The sequence below is a fragment of the Streptomyces sp. NPDC012827 genome, assembly GCF_042900905.1.
Lineage (GTDB): Bacteria > Actinomycetota > Actinomycetes > Streptomycetales > Streptomycetaceae > Streptomyces > Streptomyces gulbargensis.
This window is the reverse complement of sequence record NZ_JBIBBY010000013.1, coordinates 214979-237748: the sequence shown is the minus strand read 5'-3', so window position 1 is coordinate 237748 and position 22770 is coordinate 214979. Positions and strand designations below refer to the sequence as shown.

Sequence of the window (22770 nt, the reverse complement as noted above, 5' to 3'; positions counted from 1 at the left end):
CTCCCGCGCGGGCCGGAGGCGGGACGCGGGCCGTCACGGGGTGTCGAGGCCGCCCCGCGCGATGACCTCCCCGTACCAGCGGGCGCTGTCCTTGGGCGTACGCCGCTGGGTGGCGAAGTCCACGTGGACGATGCCGAACCGCTTGCTGTAGCCGTACGCCCACTCGAAGTTGTCCAGGAGCGACCAGAGGAAGTAGCCCCGGACGTCCGCCCCGTCGGCGAGCGCGCGGTGCACCGCGGCCAGGTGGGCGTGCAGATAGGCCACCCGCTCCGGGTCCTTCACCCGGCCGGAGGGGTCGGCGTAGTCGTCGTACGCGGCCCCGTTCTCGGTGATGACCAGCGGGACCCCCGGCAGCTCGTCCCGCAGCCGCAGCAGCAGCCCGTGCAGGCCGTCCGCGTCGACGGGCCAGTCCATGGCCGTCCGGGGCCCGGGCACCGTCTCGAACCGCACGTGCCGCTCCGCGCCCGCCCACGGCGACGGGGAGTCGGAGGTGCCGGCCCCGACGAGCGAGGGCGCGTAGTAGTTGATGCCGAGGGAGTCGAGCGGCGCGGAGACCGCCGCCAGGTCGCCGTCCGCGACGAAGCCCCAGTCGGTGACCGCGGAGGTGTCCCGCACCAGGTCCTCCGGGAGCCGGCCGTGGAAGACCGGGTCCAGGAAGATCCGGTTGCCGACCGCGTCGATCCTGCGGGCCGCGTCCACGTCCTCGGGGGCCTGCGAACAGGGCCGTACGGCGTGCAGGTTCAGGGTCAGGGAGACCTCCGCCGTCGCCGGGACCGCCTCCCGCAGCACCCGGGCCGCCAGCCCGTGCGCCAGGTTGAGGTGGTGGGCGGCGCGCAGCGAGGCGACGGCGCCGGTGCGGCCCGGCGCGTGCACCCCGTTGCCGTACCCGAGGAAGGCGGCGCACCAGGGCTCGTTGAGCGTCGTCCAGGTCGCCACCCGGTCGCCGAGGGCCTCCGCGACGAGGCCCGCGTACTCGGCGAAGCGGTACGCGGTCTCCCGGTGCGGCCAGCCGCCCGCGTCCTCCAGTTCCTGCGGCAGGTCCCAGTGGTAGAGCGTGGCCACGGGACGGATGCCGGCCTCCAGGAGCCCGTCGACCAGCCGCCGGTAGAAGTCCAGGCCCGTGCGCACGGCGGGCCCGCGACCGGTGGGCTGGACGCGGGGCCAGGCGACGGAGAAGCGGTAGTCGGTCACCCCGATCCGCCGCATCAGGGCGATGTCCTCGTCGACCCGGTGGTAGTGGTCGGCGGCGATGTCACCGGTGTCGCCGTTGCGTACCTTTCCCGGCGTGCGGCTGAACGTGTCCCAGATGGACGGCGTTCGGCCGCCCTCGGAGGCGGCGCCCTCGATCTGGTAGGCGGCCGTGGCCGTGCCCCAGCGGAAGCCGGGCGGGAAGCGGAGGGCGGGGGCGGTCGTGCCGGGGCGTGCGTCGAGCGTCGTCATGTGAGGAGAACTCCTGAGGGAGAGGAGGTCCGGCGAGGGACGGGGGAGGGGGGTGGGGGAAGGTCAGCCCTTGACAGCACCTTGCATGATCCCGCCGACGATCTGCCTGCCGAGCAGACCGAAGACAAGCAGCACGGGAAGCGTTCCCAGCAGCGTTCCCGCCATGATCACGGACTGGTCGTGGACGTATCCGCCGCCCAGTTGGCGCAGGGCGACCTGCACGGTCGGCTCGGAGGAGGAGAGCGCGACGACGGGCCAGAAGAAGTCGTTCCACGAGGCCATGAAGGTGAGCAGGCCGAGCACGGCCATCCCGGGGCGCGCGATCGGCACCACGATCGACCAGAACACGCGTGCGGTGGACGCCCCGTCCACCCGGGCCGCCTCGATCAGCTCGTCCGGCAGGGACTGCACCAGATACTGGCGCATGAAGAACACCCCGAAGGCGGACACCAGACCCGGCAGGATGACCGACTGGAGCTGGTTCACCCACCCCAGCTCGGCGACCAGCATGAACAGCGGGATCACCCCCAGCTGCGGCGGGATCATCATCGTGCCCACGGTCACCGCGAGCAGCGCCCCCCGGCCCCGGAAGCGGAGCTTGGCGAAGGCGAAGCCGGCCAGCGTGCAGCACAGCACCGTGCCGAGGGTGACCGAACCCGACACGACGAGGGAGTTCAGCAGCGCCTTGCCGATGTCGGCCTCCTCGAGGACCGCCTCGAAGTTCCGGATCAGATGCGGACCGGGCACCAGCGCCGGCGGGGCCTGCGCCAGGTCGGCGTTGGAGCGGCTGGCGGCCACGAGGGTCCAGTAGAACGGGAACGCGGAGACCAGGACGGCGAGGACGAGGATCCCGTACGCCAGCGGGCCGGCGTGCAGGGTCCGGCCGGCGCCGGACGGGCGGCGGCGCGGCGGGCGGCCCCGGCGGCCTTCGGCGGGAGGCCGGGGCGCCGCCGCCGGAGCCGGGGGAGGGGCGGTCGGGTCGGCGAGCGCGGTCATCGGCCGGCCTCCTCGCGGTCGGTGCGGTCGGTGTGAGGACGGGTGGTGCGACGGGCGCGCTCGAGGCGAGGGGCGCGCGTGCCGCGCCCGGTGCGCCCGCTCCGCCCGGCGCCCGAGCTCCCCTCCCGGGGCTCACCGCGTGAACGGCGGCGCGCGATCAGGGCGTTGACCCCCACGAGGACCACGATGAGGAGGAACATGACCCAGGCGATGGCGGCGGCCCGCCCCAGGTGGAAGAAGCCCCAGCCCTGCTCGTACATGTAGAGGCCGAGCGTCTGGTACTGGTGCGAGATGCCGCCCGAGACACTGCCTTCGAGCAGCAGCGGCTCGCCGAACAGCTGGGTCGCACCGATCGTCGAGACGATCACGGTGAAGACGATGGTGGGCCGCAGCCCCGGCAGGGTGACGTGGAAGAACTGGCGCCACCGCGAGGCGCCGTCCATGGCCGCCGCCTCGTACAGCTCGTCGGGGATCGACTGCATCCCCGCCAGGTAGATCAGCGCGTTGTAGCCGGTCCAGCGCCAGATCACGATCGTGGAGACGGCGATCTGCGAGGCGAGCGTGCCGGTCTGCCAGTCGACGGGGTCGATCCCGATCAGCCCGAGCGCGTAGTTGATCAGCCCGAAGTCCCGGCCGAAGAGCTGGGCGAAGACGAGGGTGGCGGCGGCGACGGAGGTCGCGTACGGCAGGAGGATCGCCGTCCGCAGGAACGTGCGCCCGCGCATCCGGTAGTTCAGCAGGTGCGCGAGGCCCAGGGCCATCGCCAGCTGCGGCACCGTGGAGAGCACTCCGATGGTGAAGGTGTTGCGCAGTGAGGTCCAGAAGTAGCTGTCGCCGAACAGGGCGGTGTAGTTGCCCAGTCCCCGCCACTCCATGTCGCCGGGCGTCTGGAGCTCGACGCGGTAGAGCGAGACGAACGCCGTGTAGAGCAGGGGGAAGAGGCCGAAGGCGGCGAAGAGGGTGAAGAACGGGGCGATGTAGGCGTACGGGGAGAGGGTCCGCCAGGCCCGCCGGGCGGACCCCGGCCGTGAGGGCGGGGACGTGGCGGCCCGTCGCGGCGGCGCCGGGGTCTCGGGTGCGGTGAGGGTCACGGGGCGGCCCTTCGGGTGGAGGAGCGGCGGGACGGAGGGGGGTGGGCAGGCGATGGGCCCTGGAGCGCCGGTACGGAGGGGAGCGCGGAGCGGGAGGGGCGGGGCGCGCCGGTACGGAAAGGGGAGCGGTCCCCTGCCCCGTGGCCCGCTGCCGGGGCGGGGCGTCAGCCGAGGGTGTTCTCGACGCCCTTGCGCGCGTTCGACCAGGCCTGCTCGGAGGAGACGCCCTTCCGCTCGACCTCGCTGAGCGCGTTGGTGATCTGCTGGGCGATGTTCTGGTCGTGCGGACCGAGGACCTGCACGGGGGCCGCCTTCGCCGCCTCGCCGAAGATCCGGCCGATGGGGGCGTCGGAGAAGTACGGGTCCTCGGCGTCGGCGACCTGGTCGATCGCCCCGGTGGCGGAGGGGAAGTTGCCCTGCTTGCGGAACAGCTTCGCCTGCTGCTCGGGCGCGGTGAGCCAGGCGATCAGCTCGTACGCCTCCTTCTTGTGCTTCGCCGCCTTCGGCACGGAGAGGTACGAGCCGCCCCAGTTGCCCGCGCCGCCCGGCAGGCGGGCGATGTCCCAGGTGCCCTTGCCGGCCTCGCCCGCCTGGCCCTTGATGTAGCCGAGCATCCAGGCGGGGCACGGGATGGTGGCGAAGGAGCCGCCGGCGAAGGCCTGGTTCCACTGGGGCGACCACTGGTCGAGCCGGGCGCTCAGCCCGTCCTCGGCCGCCTCCACGGCGTGGTCCCACGCCTCGCGGAGGGCCGGGTTGTTCTCCCAGATGAGCTTGCCGGAGGCGTCGTAGTACCGCTCCTTCTGCTGGCCGATCATGATCGAGTAGAGGCTGCCGACGCTGTCGAGCCAGGCGCTCCTGCCGGGCGCCTTCGCCTTGTACTGGCGTCCCAGTTCCAGGTAGCCGTCCCAGGTGGCCCACCGCCGGGCCAGTTCCTCGCGGTCGGTCGGCAGGCCGGCCCGCCGGAACAGGTCCGCGCGGTAGCACATCGCCTCGGGGCCCACGTCGGTGCCGAGGCCGAGGACCTCGCCGTTCCGGCCGGTGGCGGCCGCCCACTTGGCCTCGGCGAACCGGCCCTTGAGCCGGTCGGCGCCGTACGTGCGGAGGTCTTCGAAGCGGTCCGACTGCTGCTGGGTGACGGAGGCGATCCGGCCCACCTCGACACCCTGGACGTCGGCGAGCCCGCCGCCACCCGCCAGCCGCGTCTGGAGCGACTTCCAGTAGTCGGCCTCGTCCTCGGTGTCCGTCTGCTTGATCGTGACACCCGGGTGCAGCTTCTCGTACTCCTCGTAGAGTCCGGCCTCCTTGTACCCGAACGAACCGAACAGGTCGACGGTGATCGTCACCTTCCCGCCGGCGCTGTCCGCGGACGGGGAGTCCGGGGAACCTCCGCAGGCGGTGAGGAGCGCCCCGGTGAGGGCCAGCGCGCCGAGACGGACGGCGGTTCTCCTGGCGGCTCGGGCGATGGGCATGGGAAGCCTCCTTGGCTCCGGTCGAGCGGGAAACGCTTTGAGAGCGCTCTCAGCGATGCGGTTGGAGCGTGCCCGCGCCAAGGGTGTCCCGTCAAGACTTGAAGGCCTGCCGGTCGGGAGCGGTCGTGAACTCCCCGTCATGCACGCTCTCTTGACACCCCGGTTTCGGGAGTTTTACGTTTCCGGCCATCTGAGAGCGCTCTCGAAACCGCTCCGGAGACCCGCCGGAGCCCCGCCGCACCCCCCGAACCCGTCCCCGCCCCGCATGCGCCCCCCACACAGCCCCCCACCCCCGTCCCCATCGAGGTGCCGCACATGCCAGCCCCCCGCCTCCGACCGGCCGCCGCACTGGCCCTGGTCGCCGCGCTCGCCGCCCTGGGACTCGGCCCCGCCGCGACCCCCGCGGCCGCCGCCACCGTTCCCGTCGGCGCCGGAAGCCACTCCGACACCCGGCCCCCGGGAACCTCCGGGCCCACCACCAACACCGGCACGCCCGTCACCCCCAAGGTCACCGCGGCCGCCCAGGGCCGGCCGGTCCCCACCAACGACTGGTGGTCCTCGCTCGCCTTCCAGCGCTACGGCGACAACCCGTACTCCACCCCCATGTACGGCCACCCGCTCACCTACCAGGCCACCGCCGCGGGCCTCGACGTCGGCTACCCCACCAGCCCCGCCGTCGTCGGCGAGGGCCGCCAGTACGAGTACGCCCACAAGCGGGACCTCACCATCGGGCTCACCGGCCTCAACGCTCCCGACACCAAGGTCGACGGCTGGTCCGACTGGACCGTCACCCCCTACTGGTCGGACGGCGCCCGCACCCTGCGCACCACCATCGGCCACGGCATGCCCTTCGTGTACGCCCGCGGCACCGGCGGCGACGCCCGCGTCACCACCGCCACCGCCCCGGCCGTCTTCGCCGACCAGGGAAACGTCCTCGGCATCACCGTCGCGGGCCACCACTACGCCCTCTTCGCCCCCACCGGGGCCGACTGGAACATCGCCGGCTCCACCCTCACCGCCGGCCTCGCCGGCAAGGACTACTTCTCCGTCGCCGTCCTGCCCTCCCCCGAGGCACTCGCGACCTTCCGCACGTACGCGTACAGCTTCGTCACCGGCTCCACCGTCAACTGGAGCACCTCCCAGGGCACCGTCCGCGCCACCTACACCCTCGCCACCGAGGCGAAGGAGGGCACCGAGCGCGGCACCCTCCAGGCGCTCTACCGGCACCAGTGGCTGCACACCACCGACGCCCTCACCCCGTACACGTACGTCTCCCCGCGCGGCACCATGAAGGTGCGCGCGGCCGCCTCCTTCACCACCGCCCAGAAGGCCGCCCCCGTCCTGCCGGCGCTGCCCAGGGCGGCCGGGACGGACACGGCCCGGCTGCGCGGCCACCTGAACGAGGTCGTGAACTCCGCCGACCCGTTCTCCGGAGCGGTCGACACCTACTGGACGGGCAAGGCGCTCGGCAAGCTCGCCCAGCTCGTGCCCGTCGCCGACCAGATCGGCGAGGGCGCCGTCCGCGACCGGCTCCTCGGGCTGATCAAGGGCCGCCTCCAGGAGTGGTTCACCGCGGGCGGGGCGAGCGAGTTCTCGTACGACCGCGTCTGGAAGACCCTCACCGGCTACCCGGCCTCCTACGGCAGCGACACCGAACTCAACGACCACCACTTCCACTACGGCTACTACGTGTACGCCGCCGCGATCGTCGCCCAGTACGACCCGGGCTGGGCCGCCGACTCCGCCTGGGGCGGCATGGTGAAGACCCTCGTCCGCGACACCGCCAACCCCAGCCGCACCGACACCGCCTACCCCTTCCTGCGCGGCTTCGACGTCTACGCCGGACACAGCTGGGCCAGCGGCCACCAGGGCTTCGCCGCCGGCAACAACCAGGAGTCCTCCTCGGAGTCCACCAACCTGAGCGCCGCCCTCGTCCTGTGGGGCTCCGCCACCGGCGACACCGGCCTGCGCGACCTCGGCAGCTATCTGCTCACCACCGAGGGCGAGGCCATCGCCCAGTACTGGTTCGACGCCGACCAGCAGGTCTTCCCCGCCTCCTTCGGCCATGACACCGCCGGCATGGTCTGGGGCAGCGGCGCCGCCTACGCCACCTGGTGGACCGCCAACCCCGAGGAGATCCACGGCATCAACGTCCTGCCGGTGACCGGCGGTTCACTCCACCTCGGCGGCCACAAGGAGGCCGTCCGGCGCAACCTCGCCGAGATGGAACGCGAGAACGGCGGACCCGCCGTCGAATGGCGCGACCTGCTCTGGGAATTCCGCTCCCTCGCCGACCCGGCCGCCGCGAAGGCGCAGTGGGACGCGGGGAACGCCTCCTACACCCCGGAGGCGGGGGAGTCGCGGGCCCACACCTACCACTGGATCACCACCCTCGACACGCTCGGCGCCCCCGACCCCGCCGTGACCGCCGACCTGCCCACCGCGGCCGTCTTCACCAAGGGCACCACCCGCACCTACGCCGCCCACAACCACGGCTCCACGACCCGTACCGTCACCTTCTCCGACGGCCGCACCCTCTCCGTGCCGGCCCGCTCCACGGCCACCGCCACCGGCCCCGGCTCCACCGACCCGGACCCGCAGCCCCCGGCCGGCAACACCTTCCAGTTGCGCTCCGGCGGCACGCTCACCACGGCCACCGGCGGCACCGAGGGCGCCGACGTCCTCGCCTCGGCCCAGGGTGCCAACCACGACGGCACCCCGTACCGTCCGCTCGTCTACGAGGCCAGGGGCGTCCACGCGGCCCTGCGGTCCGGCGCCGCCACCGCCTTCCGCCTCCAGGTCGACGCGGGGACGGCCGTGGGTCTCGGCCAGCAGGCCCGCGTCAGCTACGACCTCACCGGCGACGGCACCTTCGAACGGACCGAGACCTACCACTACTTCGCGACCGACCCCGTCACGGGCTGGGAGGACTACACCGCCGCCCGGGGCCTGAAGTCCGCCACCGGCACCCTCGGCGACCTGCGCGGAGGCACCGTCCGGCTGGAGGTCTGGAGCGCCATCGGGAACGGGGACTCCCGCCTGAGGACCGGCGCGGACCGTTCCGTGGTGGTCATCCCGTACGGCTGACCCGGCCCTGCCGCACGGCGCGGCGGCCCCCCGACACCCCCGGGGCCGCCGCGCCCGTGTCGTGCCTCGGTCAGGCGGAGCCGCGCAGCACCAGCGAGGTGGGGGTGATGACGGACTCCGGGACCCCGGCCCCCGTGCCGTCCAGGAGGCGCATCAGCAGCCGGACCATCAGCCGGCCCATGCCCTCGATGTCCTGGCGCACGGTCGTCAGGGCCGGGTCGGCCCGCCCGACCACCGAGGCCATGTCGTCGAAACCGACCACGGCCACGTCCTCCGGCACCCGCACCCCGCTCTCGCGCAGGGTGCGCAGCGCGCCGAGGGCCATCAGGTCGCTGGCCACGAAGACCCCGTCGAGATCGGGGCGCCGGTCCAGGAGCCCGGCCATCGCCCGGGCCCCGCTCTCCTCCGTGAAGTCGCCCCGGGCGAGCAGCTCCGGATCGGCGTCGATCAGCACGTCGCGGTATCCGTGCAGCCGGTCGAGGGCCGAGGTCTGGTCGGCCGGACCGGAGATGTGGGCCACCGTCCGGCGCCCGGTCGCGACCAGGTGCCGCACCGCCTCGCGGGCCCCGCCCCGGTTGTCGCAGTCCACGAACGGCACGGCCGGGTCCGTCCCCGGGGCGGGCCGCCCGCCCAGGACCAGCGGGACCCGGGCCCGGCCGATCAGGTCCACCAGCGCGTCGTCGCCGTGCAGCGAGAAGGCCAGCGCGCCGTCCACGTGGCCGCCGCCGAGATAGCGGGCGATCCGGTCGTGGTCGCCCGGCCCCTCCACCCACAGCAGGACCAGCTGGGTGTCATGGGCCGTCAGCTCCCGGCTGATGCCCCGCACCTGCTGTTCGAAGAACGGGTCCGAGAAGATCCGGAACTCCGGCTCGGCGATGACCACGGCCACCGCTCCGTTGCGCCGCGTCACCAGGGTGCGCGCCGCGTGGTTGGGCACGTAACCGAGCTCCTCCACCGCTCTGCGCACCTTCTCGACCAGCGGGGCCCGTACGCCCACGCCCCCGTTGACGACCCGGGAGGCGGTGGCGCGGGACACCCCGGCGCGGGCGGCGACGGCTTCCAGCGTGGGGCGGGACCCCGTGGTCTGCTCGGGCAAGGCGGGCGCTCCTCGTCTGGTCTGCCGGTCGTCGTTCATGGTGCCGGTCCGCCGGTCCGCCGGTCACCGGGTCCGGCGGACCGGCACCTCCGGTCGGCGGGCCGCCGGCGACCCGGCCGGGTGGGGACAGGATATCCGCAGACCACGCCTCATGAGAGCGCTCTCAGAAGCCGGGTGCGGAGCGGTCCGTCCCCGCACCCGCCACGGGCCGCCTTCCCGCCGCCTCCGGCCGGCCTGCAGAATGCGGCATGTGACCGATGACGACGACCCGTACCTGTGGCTGGAAGACGTGCTGGGCGAGGAAGCCCTCGCGTGGGTGGCCGAGCGCAACGCGGAGACCGAGGCCGAGCTCGCCGCCGACCCCGGCTTCCCGTCCCTGAAGGAGCGCCTCCGTGACGTCCTCGACGCCTCGGACCGCATCCCGTACACGGCCCGCAGGGGCCCGTACCTCTACAACTTCTGGCGGGACGCCCGTCACGTACGCGGGGTGTGGCGGCGCACCACCCCGGAGCAGTACCGCAAGGACGACCCCGAGTGGGAGGTCCTCCTCGACGTCGACGCGCTCGCCGAGGCCGAGGACGAGAAGTGGGTCTGGGCCGGCGCGCGGGTCCGCCGCCCCGACCTCGACCGGGCCCTGGTCATGCTGTCGCGCGACGGCGGCGACGCCGTCGTGGTGCGCGAGTTCGACCTCACCACCCGGGCCTTCGTCGAGGACGGCTTCCACGTCCCCGAGGCCAAGACGCGGATCGGCTGGATCGACGCCGACACCGTCCTGCTCGGCACCGACCACGGGCCGGGCTCGCTCACCGACGCCGGCTATCCCCGGACGGTCCGCCGATGGCGGCGCGGCACCCCCCTGGAGGAGGCCGTGACCGTCTTCGAGGCCGAGGCCTCGGACGTCTCCGCCTGGGGCCGGTACGACACCACGCCCGGGTACGAGCGCGCGTTCGTCGGCCGCTCCCTGGACTTCTACCGCAGCGAGACCTACCTGCTGCGCGAGGACTCCACCCTCGTCCGCATCGACGTCCCCGAGGACGCCGAGGCGTACGCCCACCGGGACCACCTCGTCGTCACCCTGAAGTCGCCGTGGCTCGGGCAGCCCGCGGGCGCGCTCCTCGCCTTCGGCTTCGACGCCTTCCTCGCCGGCGACCGCACGCCCCGGGTCCTGTTCACGCCGGACGAGCGGACCGCGCTCGCCGGCCACGTGTGGACCCGGCACCACCTCGTCCTGGAGGTGATGCGGGACGTCAGCACCCACATCGAGGTCCTCACCCCCGTCACCGGAGGCGAGTGGACCCGCGAACCCCTCGCGGACGTACCGCCCCTCTCCGCCGTCGGCGTGGTGGACACCGACCCGGACGTCTCCGACGAGTACTTCCTCGACGTGTCCGGCTTCCTCCAGCCGTCCACGCTGTACCACGGGCACATCGGCGGCGGTTCGGAGGTCCTCAAGCAGGCCCCCGCCCGCTTCGACACGACGGGCCTCTCCGTCCGCCAGCACTTCGCGCGCTCCGCCGACGGCACGCGCGTGCCGTACTTCGTGATCGGCCCCGACCCCACCGCCACCGGGCCCGGCCCCACCCTCCTGTACGGCTACGGCGGCTTCGAGGTCTCCCTCACCCCCTCCTACGGGGCGGTCACCGGCCGTGCCTGGCTGGAGCGGGGCGGCACCTACGTCATCGCCAACATCCGGGGCGGCGGCGAGTACGGACCGGCCTGGCACCAGGCCGCGCTCCGCGCCGAACGGCCGCGCGCCTTCGAGGACTTCGCCGCCGTCGCCGCCGACCTCGTCGCCCGCGGGATCACCACCCCGGCCATGCTCGGCGCCCTGGGCGGCAGCAACGGCGGCCTGCTCATGGGCGCGATGCTCACGCGCTACCCCGAGCTGTTCGGCGCGATCGTCGCCCAGGTGCCGCTCCTCGACATGCTGCGGTTCCACAAGCTCCTCGCCGGAGCCTCCTGGACCGCCGAGTACGGCGACCCCGACGTGGCCGCCGACCGTCCGCACCTGCGGGACCTCTCCCCGTACCACCAGCTGTCGGCGGACCGGAGCTGCCCGCCGGTGCTGCTGATGACCTCCACCCGCGACGACCGGGTGCACCCGGGACACGCCCGCAAGGCGGCGGCCCGGCTCCGCGCCCTCGGCCACCCGGTGCTGTTCCACGAGAACACCGGCGGCGGGCACGCGGGAGCGAGCGACAACGAACAGGCCGCCCACAACCGGGCCCTGGTCCACACCTTCCTGTGGCGCCATCTGGCGCCGGCCGGGGAAGCCGGGGTGTAGGGACGGAACCGGCCCCGGGGCGCGAGGGGGGCGGAGGGGCGGACGAGGTCCGACGGCGGAAGGGCTCCCCGGTACCGGGGAGCCCTTCCGCCGTCGGGGCCGTCAGCTCCGCGGCGCCGCGGCCGCGTTCCGCCAGACGGTCAGGTCGAGCGTCAGGTACTTGCTGGGGGAGTCCTTCGAGGAGAAGCCCCTGATCGTGACCAGGCCCATGTGGCCCGAACCCGTCGTGACACAGATCTGGCGCCCCTGGGAGAGGCTCTTGACATAGACGTCCTGCGCGAAGCGGGTCTCCGCGCGGCACGTCGCGAGCGAGCCCTTCTGCCCCGGGTCGAGGAGCACCAGATGGCCGCCGTTGCCCTCCGCGTCGAGGTAGTCGCCGGTGTCGTACGAGAGCTCGTACCCGCCGTCCTCGCCGTCCTCCGGCCGGACGACCTCGTCGCCGAGGTTCAGGTGGTAGCCGGCCGGGAGGTCGATGTCCTTGAACTCGACGGCCTTCGGCGTGGCGGCGGCCGGGGAGGCGGAGGCCGTGGCACCCGGCGTGGCGCCGGTCGCCGGGCCGGTGGAGCCGCCCCGGGAGGCGTCGCCGCCGCGCCCGTCCGGCTGCGCGCCGCCGTCCGCTCCGGTCCGCTGCCCCTGGTCCTTCAGCAGGACGTACGCGGTCACGCCGCCCGCGACGCCGAAGGCGAGGGCGGCGACGAGGGCCACGAGCAGACCGCGCCGCGCCTGCCCCGCCGCGGGTCGGGGGCCGGTACCGGGGGGCGGGAAGCCCGGGGGGTACGGGCCGGGGGACGGGGCTCCGCCCGGACCCCGGTGCTGCGTGGGGGCGTACGCGAAGGCGGGGGAGGGACCGGTCCCCGGCGGCGGCGTGGCCGGGCGCCCCGGCGCGCCGGTGGGCGGCCCGAACCCGGCAGCGGGTGCGGTGACCGGCGCGGCGGGGCCGGCCGGGGCCGTGGGGGAGTAGGCGGGCGCGGTGGGCACCGTGCCGGGGGCGGTCGGCGGTGCGGAGGGCGGGGGAGGGGCCTGGGCGGGAGCCGGGGCCGCCACCCGGGCGGTGATGTCGGCGGAGACCGAGGCCGGCAGCCAGTCCTCGGGGCGCCGCAGCACCGTCGCCTCGTTGGCGGCCTGGCACAGCCGGATCACCTCCCGCACGGACGGCCTGGCCTCCGGGTCCTTCGCCAGGCAGCGCGTCACCAGCTCCGTCAGCCGCTCCGGCAGCCCGCTCAGGTCGGGCTGCTCGTGCACGATGCGGTACAGCACCCCGTGCGAGGTGCCCTCGCCGAAGGCCGGCACCCCCATCGCCGCGTACGCCGCGACCTGACCGAGCGCGAAGACGTCCGTCGCCGGGGTCACCCGCCTCCCCGCCGCCTGCTCGGGAGCCATGAAGGACGGTGTCCCGATGGTGACGCCGCTGCCCGTGAGCGAGGTCGCGTCGGCGGCGTGGGCGATGCCGAAGTCGATGACCCGCGGCCCGTCGGCGGCGAGCAGCACGTTGGACGGCTTGAGGTCGCGGTGCACGATCCCCGCTCCGTGGATGACGTGCAGGGCCTCGGCCATGCCGGCGACCAGCAGCAGCACCGTCTCCACCGGCAGCGCGCCGTGCGCGACGACCGCGTCCGCCAGTGAGGGGCCCGGCACGTAGGCGGTGGCGAGCCACGGGCGGGTCCCGTCCGGATCGGCGTCGATGACGGGGGCGGTGTAGAGGCCCTGGACCCGCTGCGCCGAACGCACCTCCTGGGCGAACCGGCGGCGGAATTCGGCGTCCTCGCCGAACTCCGGCCGGATCACCTTGATCGCCACGGCCCGCCCGCCGGGCGTGTACGACAGGTACACCTTGCCCATGCCGCCCGCGCCCAGGCGGGCGGCGAGCCGGTACCCGGCGACGGTGGTGGGGTCGTCCGCCGCGAGCGGCTGAAAGATCTCGCCCGCTCCGTCCCGCCCCGACTGCTGCCCACTCATGTACTCATGTCTCCCCGTGCGGACCTCTGTTGCCGGACGGCACCCTACCCCCGCACCCGTCCGGCGCGTCCCCCGCCGCCGGCCGGACCCCGCCCGCCTCCTGAGCGCCCGTCAGGCCGTATCCGCCCCCAGGGGTCCGGTGCCGCCCCGGCCGGGGACCCCGCGCCGGCCCCCGTGCGGTGAGAGGGGGAGCGGCGGACCGGTCCGGCCGCCCGGAACGCCCCGGGCCCGCCGGTTCTCCGTGAGCCGTGTCTCACCGGCCCCCGCACCCTTGCTATGCAACTCGTTGCATAGCAAGATCGGGGCCATGGCGCTCGAACACGCGATCCTCGTGTCCCTGCTCGAGAAGCCGGGCTCCGGCTACGAGCTGGCCCGGCGCTTCGAGCGGTCCATCGGATACTTCTGGACCGCCACCCACCAGCAGATCTACCGCGTCCTCAAGCGCATGGAGAACGACGGCTGGATCGACGTGCGCGACGTCCCGCAGCAGGGCAGGCCGGACAAGAAGGAGTACTCCGTCGCCGGCCCCGGACGGGACGCGCTCGCCGCCTGGCTGCACGCGCCCATCGAGCCCGAAAGCGTCCGGCACGACCTCGCCGTCAAGATCCGCGGTGCCGCCTTCGACGACCCGGCCGCCCTGATCCGCGAGGTCGAGCGGCACCGGCAGGCGCACACCGACCGGCTCGCCCACTACCTCTCCGGAGAGGTCCGCGACTTCACCGGCCCCGAGGCCCGGGCGGCGGCGGACCCCGACGGACCCCCCGATCCCGAGCGGGAGCTCCAGCACGTCGTCCTGCGCGGCGGCATCGCCTACGAACGCATGATGATCGCCTGGCTGGACGACGTCCTCACCACCCTCGCCCGCTTCGGCGCCCCCGGCAGCTGACCGGCGGGCCACCGGCCGGGCCCCTCCGCCCTCCCCCTCCATCCGCACCTCCAGCCGAAAGGCGGCGCCATGACCGACCCGCTGCTGTTCAACCCGCGCACCTACGACCCCGCGCACTTCGACCCGGAGACCCGCAGGCTGCTGCGCGCCACCGTCGACTGGTTCGAGTCGCGCGGCAAGCGGCGGATCATCGAGGACTACCGGACCCGCGCGTGGCTCGGCGACTTCCTCGCCTTCGCCGCGGAGGAAGGGCTGTTCGCGACCTTCCTCACCCCCTCCTCCGCCGCCGGCGAGGACGGGACCGACAAGCGCTGGGACACCGCCCGCATCGCCGCCCTGAACGAGGTCCTCGGCTTCTACGGGCTCGACTACTGGTACGCCTGGCAGGTCACCATCCTCGGCCTCGGCCCGGTCTGGCAGAGCGACAACGCCGCCGCCCGCGCCCGCGCCGCGGAACTCCTCTCCCAGGGCGAGGTGTTCGCCTTCGGTCTCTCCGAGAAGACCCACGGCGCCGACATCTACTCCACCGACATGCTCCTGGAGCCCGACGGCCGGGGCGGCTTCCGCGCCACCGGCTCCAAGTACTACATCGGCAACGGGAACGCCGCCGGCCTCGTCTCCGTCTTCGGCCGCCGCACCGACGTCGAGGGCCCCGACGGCTACGTCTTCTTCGCCGCCGACAGCCGTCACCCCGCCTACCACCTCGTGAAGAACGTCGTGGACTCCTCCAAGTACGTCAGCGAGTTCCGCCTGGAGGACTATCCGGTCGCCGCCGAGGACGTCCTGCACACCGGGCGCGCCGCCTTCGACGCCGCCCTCAACACGGTCAACGTCGGCAAGTTCAACCTGTGCACCGCCTCGATCGGCATCTGCGAGCACGCGATGTACGAGGCCGTCACCCACGCGCAGAACCGCATCCTGTACGGCCGCCCCGTCACCGCCTTCCCGCACGTGCGGCGCGAACTCACCGACGCCTACGTCCGCCTCGTCGGCATGAAGCTGTTCAGCGACCGCGCCGTCGACTACTTCCGCACCGCGGGACCGGACGACCGCCGCTACCTCCTCTTCAACCCGATGACGAAGATGAAGGTCACCACCGAGGGCGAGAAGGTCATCGACCTCATGTGGGACGTCATCGCGGCCAAGGGCTTCGAGAAGGACAACTACTTCGCGCAGGCGGCCGTCGAGATCCGAAGCCTGCCCAAGCTGGAGGGCACGGTCCACGTCAACCTGGCGCTGATCCTCAAGTTCATGCGCAACCACCTGCTCGACCCGGTCGCCTACGAGCCCGTCCCCACCCGGCTCGACGCCGCCGACGACACCTTCCTCTTCCGCCAGGGACCGGCCCGCGGCCTCGGCTCGGTGCGCTTCCACGACTGGCGCCCGGCCTTCGACGCGTACGCCCACCTGCCCAACGTGGCGCGCTTCCGCGAGCAGGCCGACGCCCTCTGCGCGTTCGTCGCCACCGCCGCCCCGGACGAGGAGCAGAGCCGCGACCTCGACCTCCTCCTCGCCGTCGGCCAGCTGTTCGCGCTCGTCGTCCACGGCCAGCTCGTCCTGGAGCAGGCCGCCCTGACCGGGCCCGACACGGACGTTCTTGACGAGCTGTTCGCCGTGCTCGTACGGGACTTCTCCGCGCACGCCGTCGAGCTGCACGGCAAGGACTCCGCCACCGAGCAGCAGCAGGAGTGGGCCCTCGGCGCCGTCCGGCGCCCGGTCGTCGACGAGGCCCGCTCGGGCCGCGTCTGGGAGCGCGTCGAAGCCCTCTCCGGCGCCTACGAGATGAAGCCGTAACAGGTCACCCCGCGAGGGCAGGCCGACGGGGCCGGCCGGGACGTCCACCGTCCCGGCCGGCCCCGCCGCGTACACCTCCACTCACCCTTCGCGAAAAGAAGGGTGAGTGCCCCGGAGAAGTGGGGGTACGCGAGGCGTCACAGGCCAACGTTCGGCTATGAACAGGAGGTTGTCCCCGTGCGGACCCAGGTGGCGAAGGCGACGACGACGGACACCGAGCGCGAGACGACCGGCGGCCTGCCCGTGGTCGACGCTCCGCACGAGGTCGCACCGCGCGATGCGCGCGAACTGTCCAAGGTGTTCTTCCGTGAACTCGCGGAACGCGAGGAGGGGACGGCGGAGTACCAGTACGTCCGCAACACCCTCATCGAGATGAACATGTCCCTGGTCCGGTACGTGGCCCGGCGCTTCCGCGGCCGGGGCGACGACATGGAGGACATCGTGCAGGTCGGCCTGGTCGGTCTGATCAGGGCGATCGACCGCTTCGACATCTCGCGCGAGGTGGAGTTCACGACGTTCGCGGTGCCGTGCATCGTGGGGGAGATCAAGCGTTTCTTCCGGGACACGACCTGGGCCGTGCACGTCCCGCGCCGTCTCCAGGAGGCCCGCGTCGAGCTGGCCAGGGCCACCGAGGCGCTCGGCTCGCGCCTGGGCCGCTCCCCCCGCGTCGCCGAACTCGCGGAGCACATGGGCATCTCCGAGGACGAGGTGGTCGAGGCGCAGATCGCCTCGAACGGCTACCACTCCACCTCCCTCGACGCCGCCGTCGGCAACGACTCCGAGGACGTGGACGCCGCCCTCGCCGACTTCATCGGCGAGGAGGACCCGGCTCTCGGCCTCTTCGAGGACTTCCACACCCTCGCCCCGCTGGTCGAGCGCCTCGGCGAACGCGACCGGCGCCTGCTCCACCTCCGGTTCGTGGAGGAACTGACCCAGGCCGAGATAGGAAAGCGCCTCGGCATCTCCCAGATGCACGTCTCCCGGCTCCTGTCGCGCAGCCTGACCCGGCTGCGCGAGGGCATGCTCGCCGGCGACGACGCCTGACGGGGCGGCCGGCCCGCCCGCGCCCGGCCGCCGTCCGCGTCGGAGGGCGGGCACGCGGCCGGTGCCCGGGTGTGCCGCAGCTCCCCGGGAAGCGGTCGGTGGCCCGGCCGAGCGGGGCGGTGTCCAGCACGGTGGCGAACGAGGGACGCCGGTTCACCCCTCGACGGCCATCCGGACACCCAGCAGAAGCAGGACACCCCCGGAGACCTGCTCCAGGCGCCGGCGCACGCCCGCCCGGGACAGCACCGCCCGCAGCCGGCCGACGAACCACACGTACATCCCGTAGTACCCCACCTCGAAGAGCGCCCAGACGGCCGCCAGCGCGATCATGGCGGGCAGCGGGGCCACCCCGGAGGGGACGAACTGCGGAAGGAAGGACATCGCGAAGACCGCGGCCTTCGGATTGGCCAGGTTGAGCAGCAGGCCCGAGCGGTAGGCCGCCCCGCCGGACCGGGCCACCGGTTCCTCCGGTCCGTCCCCCTTCTCCTCCCCGCGCCCCCGCCGGGCGTCCAGCAGGGCCTTGACGCCGAAGACGACGAGGACGACGGCGCCGGCGATCCGCAGGACGTCGTACGCCACCTGGGACGCCGCGAGCAGCGCCGTGAGACCGAGCGCGGCGGCGACTCCCCAGAGGAAGACGCCGGTCTCGTTGCCGAGCACGGTGAGGAAACCGGCGCGCCGGCTCCGCAGCGACTGGCGGATGATCAGCATCGTGCTCGGGCCGGGGGAGGCGGCGATGAGGGCGCAGGCGCCGAGGAACGCGAGGAGAGTGCTCAGCATGCGGTCATCCTCGCGGGCCACCGCCCGTCATGTCCATGCGGTGATGTCACTGCTGACGACGGGGCCCCGCGCCGGCCGTCCACGCCCCGCCGCACCCGCCGCGAACCGGAGCCCTCTCGATTGCGGACACCGGCACCGGAGGGGAGAGTGCGGAGAGGACAAAAAGTGCGCGCCGGGATGTTCGGCGCGCCCATGATCGGGCACGCGGAGAACCACGTGCGCATCCGATCCTCCGCGCGGCGGACCGCCGGACGGACGGCGCGCGCTCGACGCGTCCGATCCCCACTATGTACAGGAGCGACGCCCGTGACCGCGAACCACGCACCTCACGAGCCCACCGAGCCGCACGAGCCCCGCGAACCCCATACGCCGCTGCCCCCGGCGCCGGACCAGGAGGGCCCCGAGACGGTCAGCCCCACCGGCCAGGCCACCGGCGAGGACCCCGCCCGCGTGGCGCAGAGCGGCGCCTACCTCACCACCGCGCAGGGCGCCCGCCTCTACGAGAGCGACCACTCGCTCAAGGCCGGGGCGCGCGGCCCCGTCCTGCTCCAGGACCACCATCTGCGCGAGAAGATCACCCATTTCGACCACGAGCGCATCCCGGAGCGCGTCGTGCACGCCCGTGGCGCGGCGGCCCACGGCGTGTTCCGCAGTTACGGTACGGCCTCCCGGGTGACGAAGGCGGCCTTCCTCGCGCCGGACGCCGAGACGCCGGTCTTCGTCCGGTTCTCCACCGTCCTCGGCTCGCGCGGCTCCGCCGACACCGTCCGGGACACCCGGGGCTTCGCGACGAAGTTCTACACGGAGGAAGGCACCTTCGACCTCGTCGGCAACAACATCCCCGTCTTCTTCATCCAGGACGCGGTCAAGTTCCCCGACATCATCCACGCCGGCAAGCCCCACCCCGACCGCGAGATCCCCCAGGCCCAGAGCGCCCACGACACCTTCTGGGACTTCGTGACCCTCCACACCGAGGCCACCCACCACACCCTGTGGAACATGTCCGACCGGGGCATCCCGCGCTCCTACCGGATGATGGAGGGCTTCGGCGTGCACACCTTCCGCCTGGAGGCGGAGGACGGCGGGACCACCCTGGTGAAGTTCCACTGGAAGCCCCGGCTCGGCGTGCACTCCATGGTCTGGGAAGAGGCCCAGATCGCCGGCGGGGTGGACCCCGACTTCCACCGCCGGGACCTGTACGACGCGATCGAGGCCGGCGCCTTCCCGCAGTGGGAACTCGGCATCCAGACCTTCCCCGACACGCCCGAGCAGACCTTCGAGGGCATCGACCTGCTCGACCCCACGAAGATCGTGCCGGAGGAACTGGCCCCGGTGCAGCCGATCGGCCTGCTCACCCTCAACGCGAACCCCAAGAACTTCTTCGCCGAGACGGAGCAGGTCGCCTTCCACCCCGGTCACCTGGTGCCGGGCATCGACATCACCGACGACCCCCTGCTCGCCGGCCGTCTCTTCTCGTACCTGGACACCCAGATCAGCCGGCTCGGCGGCCCCAACTTCGCCCAGATCCCGATCAACCGGCCGCACGCCCCGGTCAACGACATGCACCGCGACGGCATGCACCAGACGGCCGTCCACACGGGCATCGCCCCGTACCGGCCCAACTCCCTCGACGGCGGCTGCCCCTTCCTCGCGAGCGCCGAACAGGGCGCCTACGTCGAGGTTCCGGCCGCCGTCCCGGAGTCGGCGAAGCGGCGGGTCGCCCCCGAGTCCTTCGGGGACCACTTCAGCCAGCCCCGGCAGTTCTGGCTGAGCATGACGCCGACCGAGCGCGAGCACATCATCGCCGCCTACACCTTCGAACTGGGCAAGTGCACCGTCCAGGCGGTGCGCGAGCGGGCCCTGACGGTCCTCGCCAACATCGACCCGGTCCTCTGCGAGGGAGTCGCCGCCGGACTCGGCCTGCCCGTGCCTCCCGCGACCGTGCCCTTCGCCGACGTCGAACCGAGCCCCGCGCTCTCCCAGCTCGGCGCGGAGTGGCCCCTCGACGGACGTACCGTCGGCATCGTCACCGACGGAACCACCTCCACGGAGACGGTGCGCGCCGTCCACGACGCCGTGCACGCGGCCGGCATGGTGCCCCTGATCGTCGGCCCCACGGGCGGCACACTCGACGCCGAGGGCGCTCCCCTCATGGTGCGGCGCACCTTCGCCACGGCCCGGTCCGTCGAGTTCGACACGCTGTTCCTGGTCGGCGCGCCCACCCCCGGGCTCGACGCGCGCGGCTCCCGCGACGCCAAGGCCGGCCACCTGCCCGCCGACACACCCCCGGTCGACCCCCGCGTGACCCTCCTGCTGAACGAGGCCTACCGCCACGGCAAGGCCATCGGCGGCACCCCCGGCGCCGCCGGCGCCCTGCGGGCCGCCGGCCTGCCGGAGGACGCCCCCGGCGTGGTCCTCGGCGACGACACCGGCGCCGTCCTCGCGACCCTGACCGAACTGCTCGGCAAGCACCGCGTCTGGCAGCGGTTCCCCGCCGCGCTCTGAGCACGGCGGCACCGTGCGACGAGAACTCCGCGACCCCATCAGCCCCGCCCGCGCGGCGGGGGAGAAGGAGGAACACCCATGACCGACTCCGCGCCGGAGGCCGCACCCGGGCGCTTCCGCCCGCTCACCGCCGTCGTCACGGGGTCCGACTCCGGCATCGGCCGGGCGACCGCCGTACGGCTCGCCGAGGCGGGCCTCGACGTCGGCATCACCTGGCACACCGACGAGGAAGGGGCCCGCGCCACCGCGGAGGAGGTGACCCGGCTCGGCCGGCGTGCCGCGGTCGCCCCGCTCGACCTGACGCAGCTGCCCGAGGCGGCGGACGTCGTCGACCGGCTCGCCGACGAACTGGGCCGCATCGACGTCCTCGTCAACAACGCCGGCACGGGGACCGCCACCCCCTTCCTCGACCTCGACCTGGACACGGTCCGCCACGTCCTCGACGTCGACCTCGTGGGGCCGTTCCTCTGCTCCCAGCGGGCGGCCCGGCGCATGATCGACCAGGGGGGCGGGGGCCGGATCGTGAACGTCACCTCCGTGCACGAGCACCAGCCCCGCGTGGGCTCCGGCCCCTACTGCGCCGCCAAGGGCGGCCTCGGCCTCCTCACCCAGGTCATGGCGCTGGAGCTCGCCGAGCACGGCATCACCGTCAACGCCGTCGCCCCCGGCGAGATCGCCACCCCCATGACGGGCCAGGAGGACACCGACGTACGGGACGAGGACAGGCCCGGCATCCCGCTCGGCCGTCCCGGGGACGCGCGGGAGGTCGCCGAGGTCATCGCCTTCCTGGCCGGGCCCGGGTCCTCCTACGTCACCGGCGCCTCCTGGGCCGTGGACGGCGGCATGCTCCGCATGGGCCCCATGGCCGGCTCCCACCTGGACAGGAACGACTGGCGCCGGCCCTGAGACCGGCTTCTGCCGTGCCTCTCCCGGCGTCCCGGGCCGGACGTGACGCCGGACGTGACGAAAGTCGCCCGTGCCCCGGACCTCCGGCGGGCATGACCCGCCGCTTCCCGGGCACGAGCGGCTCAGGAACGAGGGATGACCTTCGCGGGACGGCGGCCAACCGGGCCGGCCGTCCCGGCGGAGGCGGGAGAGCGACCATGCGCACGGTAGGAGTCGAAGAAGAGCTGCTGCTCGTCAGCGAGCGGACCGGGGAGCCCCTGGCGGTGTCCTCGGCCGTCCTGGCGGCGGTCGCCGCGGGGGGCGACGACGCCGCGGAAGAGGTCTTCGAGAAGGAGCTCCACCAGGAGCAGCTGGAGTTCGCCACACGGCCGCTGGCCGACATGAACGCCCTGCGCGAGGAGATCGTCCGCTGGCGCGGGGAGGCCGGACGCCACGCCCAGCAGGCCGGCGCCCGCGTCGCCGCCCTCGCCACCTCGCCCCTGCCGGTGGAGCCGTCCAGGAACCTCGGCCGCCGCTACCGCTGGATGGCCGAACAGTTCGGCCTCACCACCCAGGAACAGCTGACCTGCGGCTGTCACGTCCACGTCTCCGTGGAGTCCGACGAGGAGGGCGTGGCCGTCCTGGACCGCATGCGGCCCTGGCTCTACCTCCTCAACGCGATCAGCGGGAACTCCCCGTTCTGGCAGGGCATGGACAGCGGCTACAGCAGCTACCGGAGCCGCGTCTGGAACCGCTGGCCGTCCGCCGGGCCGTACGAGCCGTTCGGCAACGCGGAGGGCTACCACGCGCGCGTCCGCGACATGCTGGACACCGGCGTCCTGCGTGATCCCGGCATGATCTACTTCGACGCCCGCCTCTCCCACAACTACCCGACCGTGGAGATCCGCGTCGCCGACGTCTGCCTGGAACCCGACACCACGGCCCTGGTGGCGACCCTCGCCCGTGGCCTGGTGGAGACCTCCGCACGCGCCTGGCGCGAGGGCGAACCGGTCCCCGACTTCTCCGCCGGCCTGCTGCGCCTCGCCTCCTGGCGGGCCGCCCGCTCCGGACTCCAGGGACCGCTCCTCCACCCGGTGACGATGCGCGAGACCCCGGCCGAGACGGCCCTCGCCGCCCTCCTCACGCACACCGAGGCCGCGCTGCGGGACAGCGGGGACCACGAGGCGGCCGTCAAGGGCGTGGAGACCCTGCTCGCGCACGGCGGCGGTGCGCAGCGGCAGCGCGAGCTGTACGAGGAGGGCCGCGACCTCGCCGAGGTGGTGCGGGCCTGCGCCCGGATCACCACCGGCGAACTCTGACCCACCGGACCCTTCGGCCGGCCGGGGCACGGCCCGTTTCGGACCGGGCGCGCGGGGCAGCCGCCCGGCGTGCCCCGCCGGCGGCCGGGGCACCCGCGAGGACCGGCCGCCCGACCCGTACGACCCTGCGAGGGAGAG

14 protein-coding genes and 1 pseudogene are annotated in these 22770 nt (G+C 73.5%); 8 read left to right on the top strand and 7 right to left on the bottom strand.

Annotation, left to right across the window (positions count from 1 at the left end):
- Positions 1–33: 33 nt before the first annotated feature.
- From ACFY60_RS27220 to ACFY60_RS27205, 4 genes and pseudogenes are all read right to left on the bottom strand, one after another.
- Complete coding sequence (locus tag ACFY60_RS27220) at positions 34–1440, bottom strand: GH1 family beta-glucosidase (RefSeq protein ID WP_388614012.1); 1407 nt, start codon at positions 1438–1440, stop codon at positions 34–36.
- A gap of 63 nt (positions 1441–1503) precedes the next feature.
- Positions 1504–2436 (bottom strand): carbohydrate ABC transporter permease, encoded by a 933-nt coding sequence (locus tag ACFY60_RS27215; protein WP_388614009.1) that lies wholly within the window; start codon positions 2434–2436, stop codon positions 1504–1506.
- A 131-nt stretch (positions 2437–2567) separates the two neighbouring features.
- Positions 2568–3527: pseudogene (locus tag ACFY60_RS27210) on the bottom strand (carbohydrate ABC transporter permease); the annotation flags it as partial.
- Between the two features lie 164 nt (positions 3528–3691).
- Complete coding sequence (locus ACFY60_RS27205) at positions 3692–4996, bottom strand: extracellular solute-binding protein (protein WP_388614008.1); 1305 nt, start codon at positions 4994–4996, stop codon at positions 3692–3694.
- Positions 4997–5311: 315 nt separating this feature from the next.
- On the opposite strand from ACFY60_RS27205, the gene ACFY60_RS27200 reads away from it, so the two are divergent.
- The gene (locus ACFY60_RS27200) at positions 5312–8083 is read left to right on the top strand and encodes a glycosyl hydrolase (protein WP_388614006.1); all 2772 of its coding nucleotides are present in this window, start codon (positions 5312–5314) and stop codon (positions 8081–8083) included.
- Positions 8084–8153: 70 nt separating this feature from the next.
- On the opposite strand, the gene ACFY60_RS27195 is transcribed toward ACFY60_RS27200, so the two are convergent.
- Positions 8154–9179, bottom strand: a complete 1026-nt coding sequence (locus ACFY60_RS27195) for a LacI family DNA-binding transcriptional regulator (RefSeq protein WP_388614003.1) — start codon at positions 9177–9179, stop codon at positions 8154–8156.
- Between the two features lie 241 nt (positions 9180–9420).
- On the opposite strand from ACFY60_RS27195, the gene ACFY60_RS27190 reads away from it, so the two are divergent.
- The gene (locus tag ACFY60_RS27190) at positions 9421–11463 is read left to right on the top strand and encodes a prolyl oligopeptidase family protein (RefSeq protein ID WP_388614000.1); all 2043 of its coding nucleotides are present in this window, start codon (positions 9421–9423) and stop codon (positions 11461–11463) included.
- Between the two features lie 102 nt (positions 11464–11565).
- Here the strand turns inward: ACFY60_RS27190 and ACFY60_RS27185 are convergent, their stop codons facing one another.
- A complete protein-coding gene (locus tag ACFY60_RS27185; protein WP_388613998.1) occupies positions 11566–13419 on the bottom strand; it encodes a serine/threonine-protein kinase in 1854 nt (617 codons plus the stop codon).
- A 307-nt stretch (positions 13420–13726) separates the two neighbouring features.
- Between ACFY60_RS27185 and ACFY60_RS27180 the strand changes: the two genes are divergently transcribed.
- The 3 genes from ACFY60_RS27180 (at position 13727) to ACFY60_RS27170 (ending at position 17143) form a co-directional block, all read left to right on the top strand.
- On the top strand, positions 13727–14305 hold the full coding sequence (locus ACFY60_RS27180) for a PadR family transcriptional regulator (protein ID WP_388613995.1): 579 nt from the start codon (positions 13727–13729) through the stop codon (positions 14303–14305).
- A 69-nt stretch (positions 14306–14374) separates the two neighbouring features.
- Complete coding sequence (locus ACFY60_RS27175) at positions 14375–16099, top strand: acyl-CoA dehydrogenase family protein (RefSeq protein WP_388613994.1); 1725 nt, start codon at positions 14375–14377, stop codon at positions 16097–16099.
- Positions 16100–16276: 177 nt separating this feature from the next.
- Positions 16277–17143 carry an RNA polymerase sigma factor SigF gene (locus ACFY60_RS27170; protein WP_388613991.1) on the top strand — a complete coding sequence of 289 codons (867 nt, stop codon included), beginning with the start codon at positions 16277–16279 and terminating at the stop codon, positions 17141–17143.
- A 153-nt stretch (positions 17144–17296) separates the two neighbouring features.
- Here the strand turns inward: ACFY60_RS27170 and ACFY60_RS27165 are convergent, their stop codons facing one another.
- Positions 17297–17923, bottom strand: a complete 627-nt coding sequence (locus ACFY60_RS27165; protein ID WP_388613988.1) for a LysE family translocator — start codon at positions 17921–17923, stop codon at positions 17297–17299.
- Positions 17924–18229: 306 nt separating this feature from the next.
- Between ACFY60_RS27165 and ACFY60_RS27160 the strand changes: the two genes are divergently transcribed.
- The 3 genes from ACFY60_RS27160 to ACFY60_RS27150 all read left to right on the top strand — a co-directional run bounded on the left by ACFY60_RS27160 (position 18230) and on the right by ACFY60_RS27150 (position 22632).
- On the top strand, positions 18230–20428 hold the full coding sequence (locus ACFY60_RS27160) for a catalase (RefSeq protein ID WP_388613986.1): 2199 nt from the start codon (positions 18230–18232) through the stop codon (positions 20426–20428).
- A gap of 78 nt (positions 20429–20506) precedes the next feature.
- A complete protein-coding gene (locus ACFY60_RS27155) occupies positions 20507–21334 on the top strand; it encodes an SDR family oxidoreductase (RefSeq protein WP_388613983.1) in 828 nt (275 codons plus the stop codon).
- 197 nt (positions 21335–21531) lie between these two features.
- The gene (locus ACFY60_RS27150) at positions 21532–22632 is read left to right on the top strand and encodes a glutamate--cysteine ligase (RefSeq protein WP_388613981.1); all 1101 of its coding nucleotides are present in this window, start codon (positions 21532–21534) and stop codon (positions 22630–22632) included.
- Positions 22633–22770: the final 138 nt, after the last annotated feature.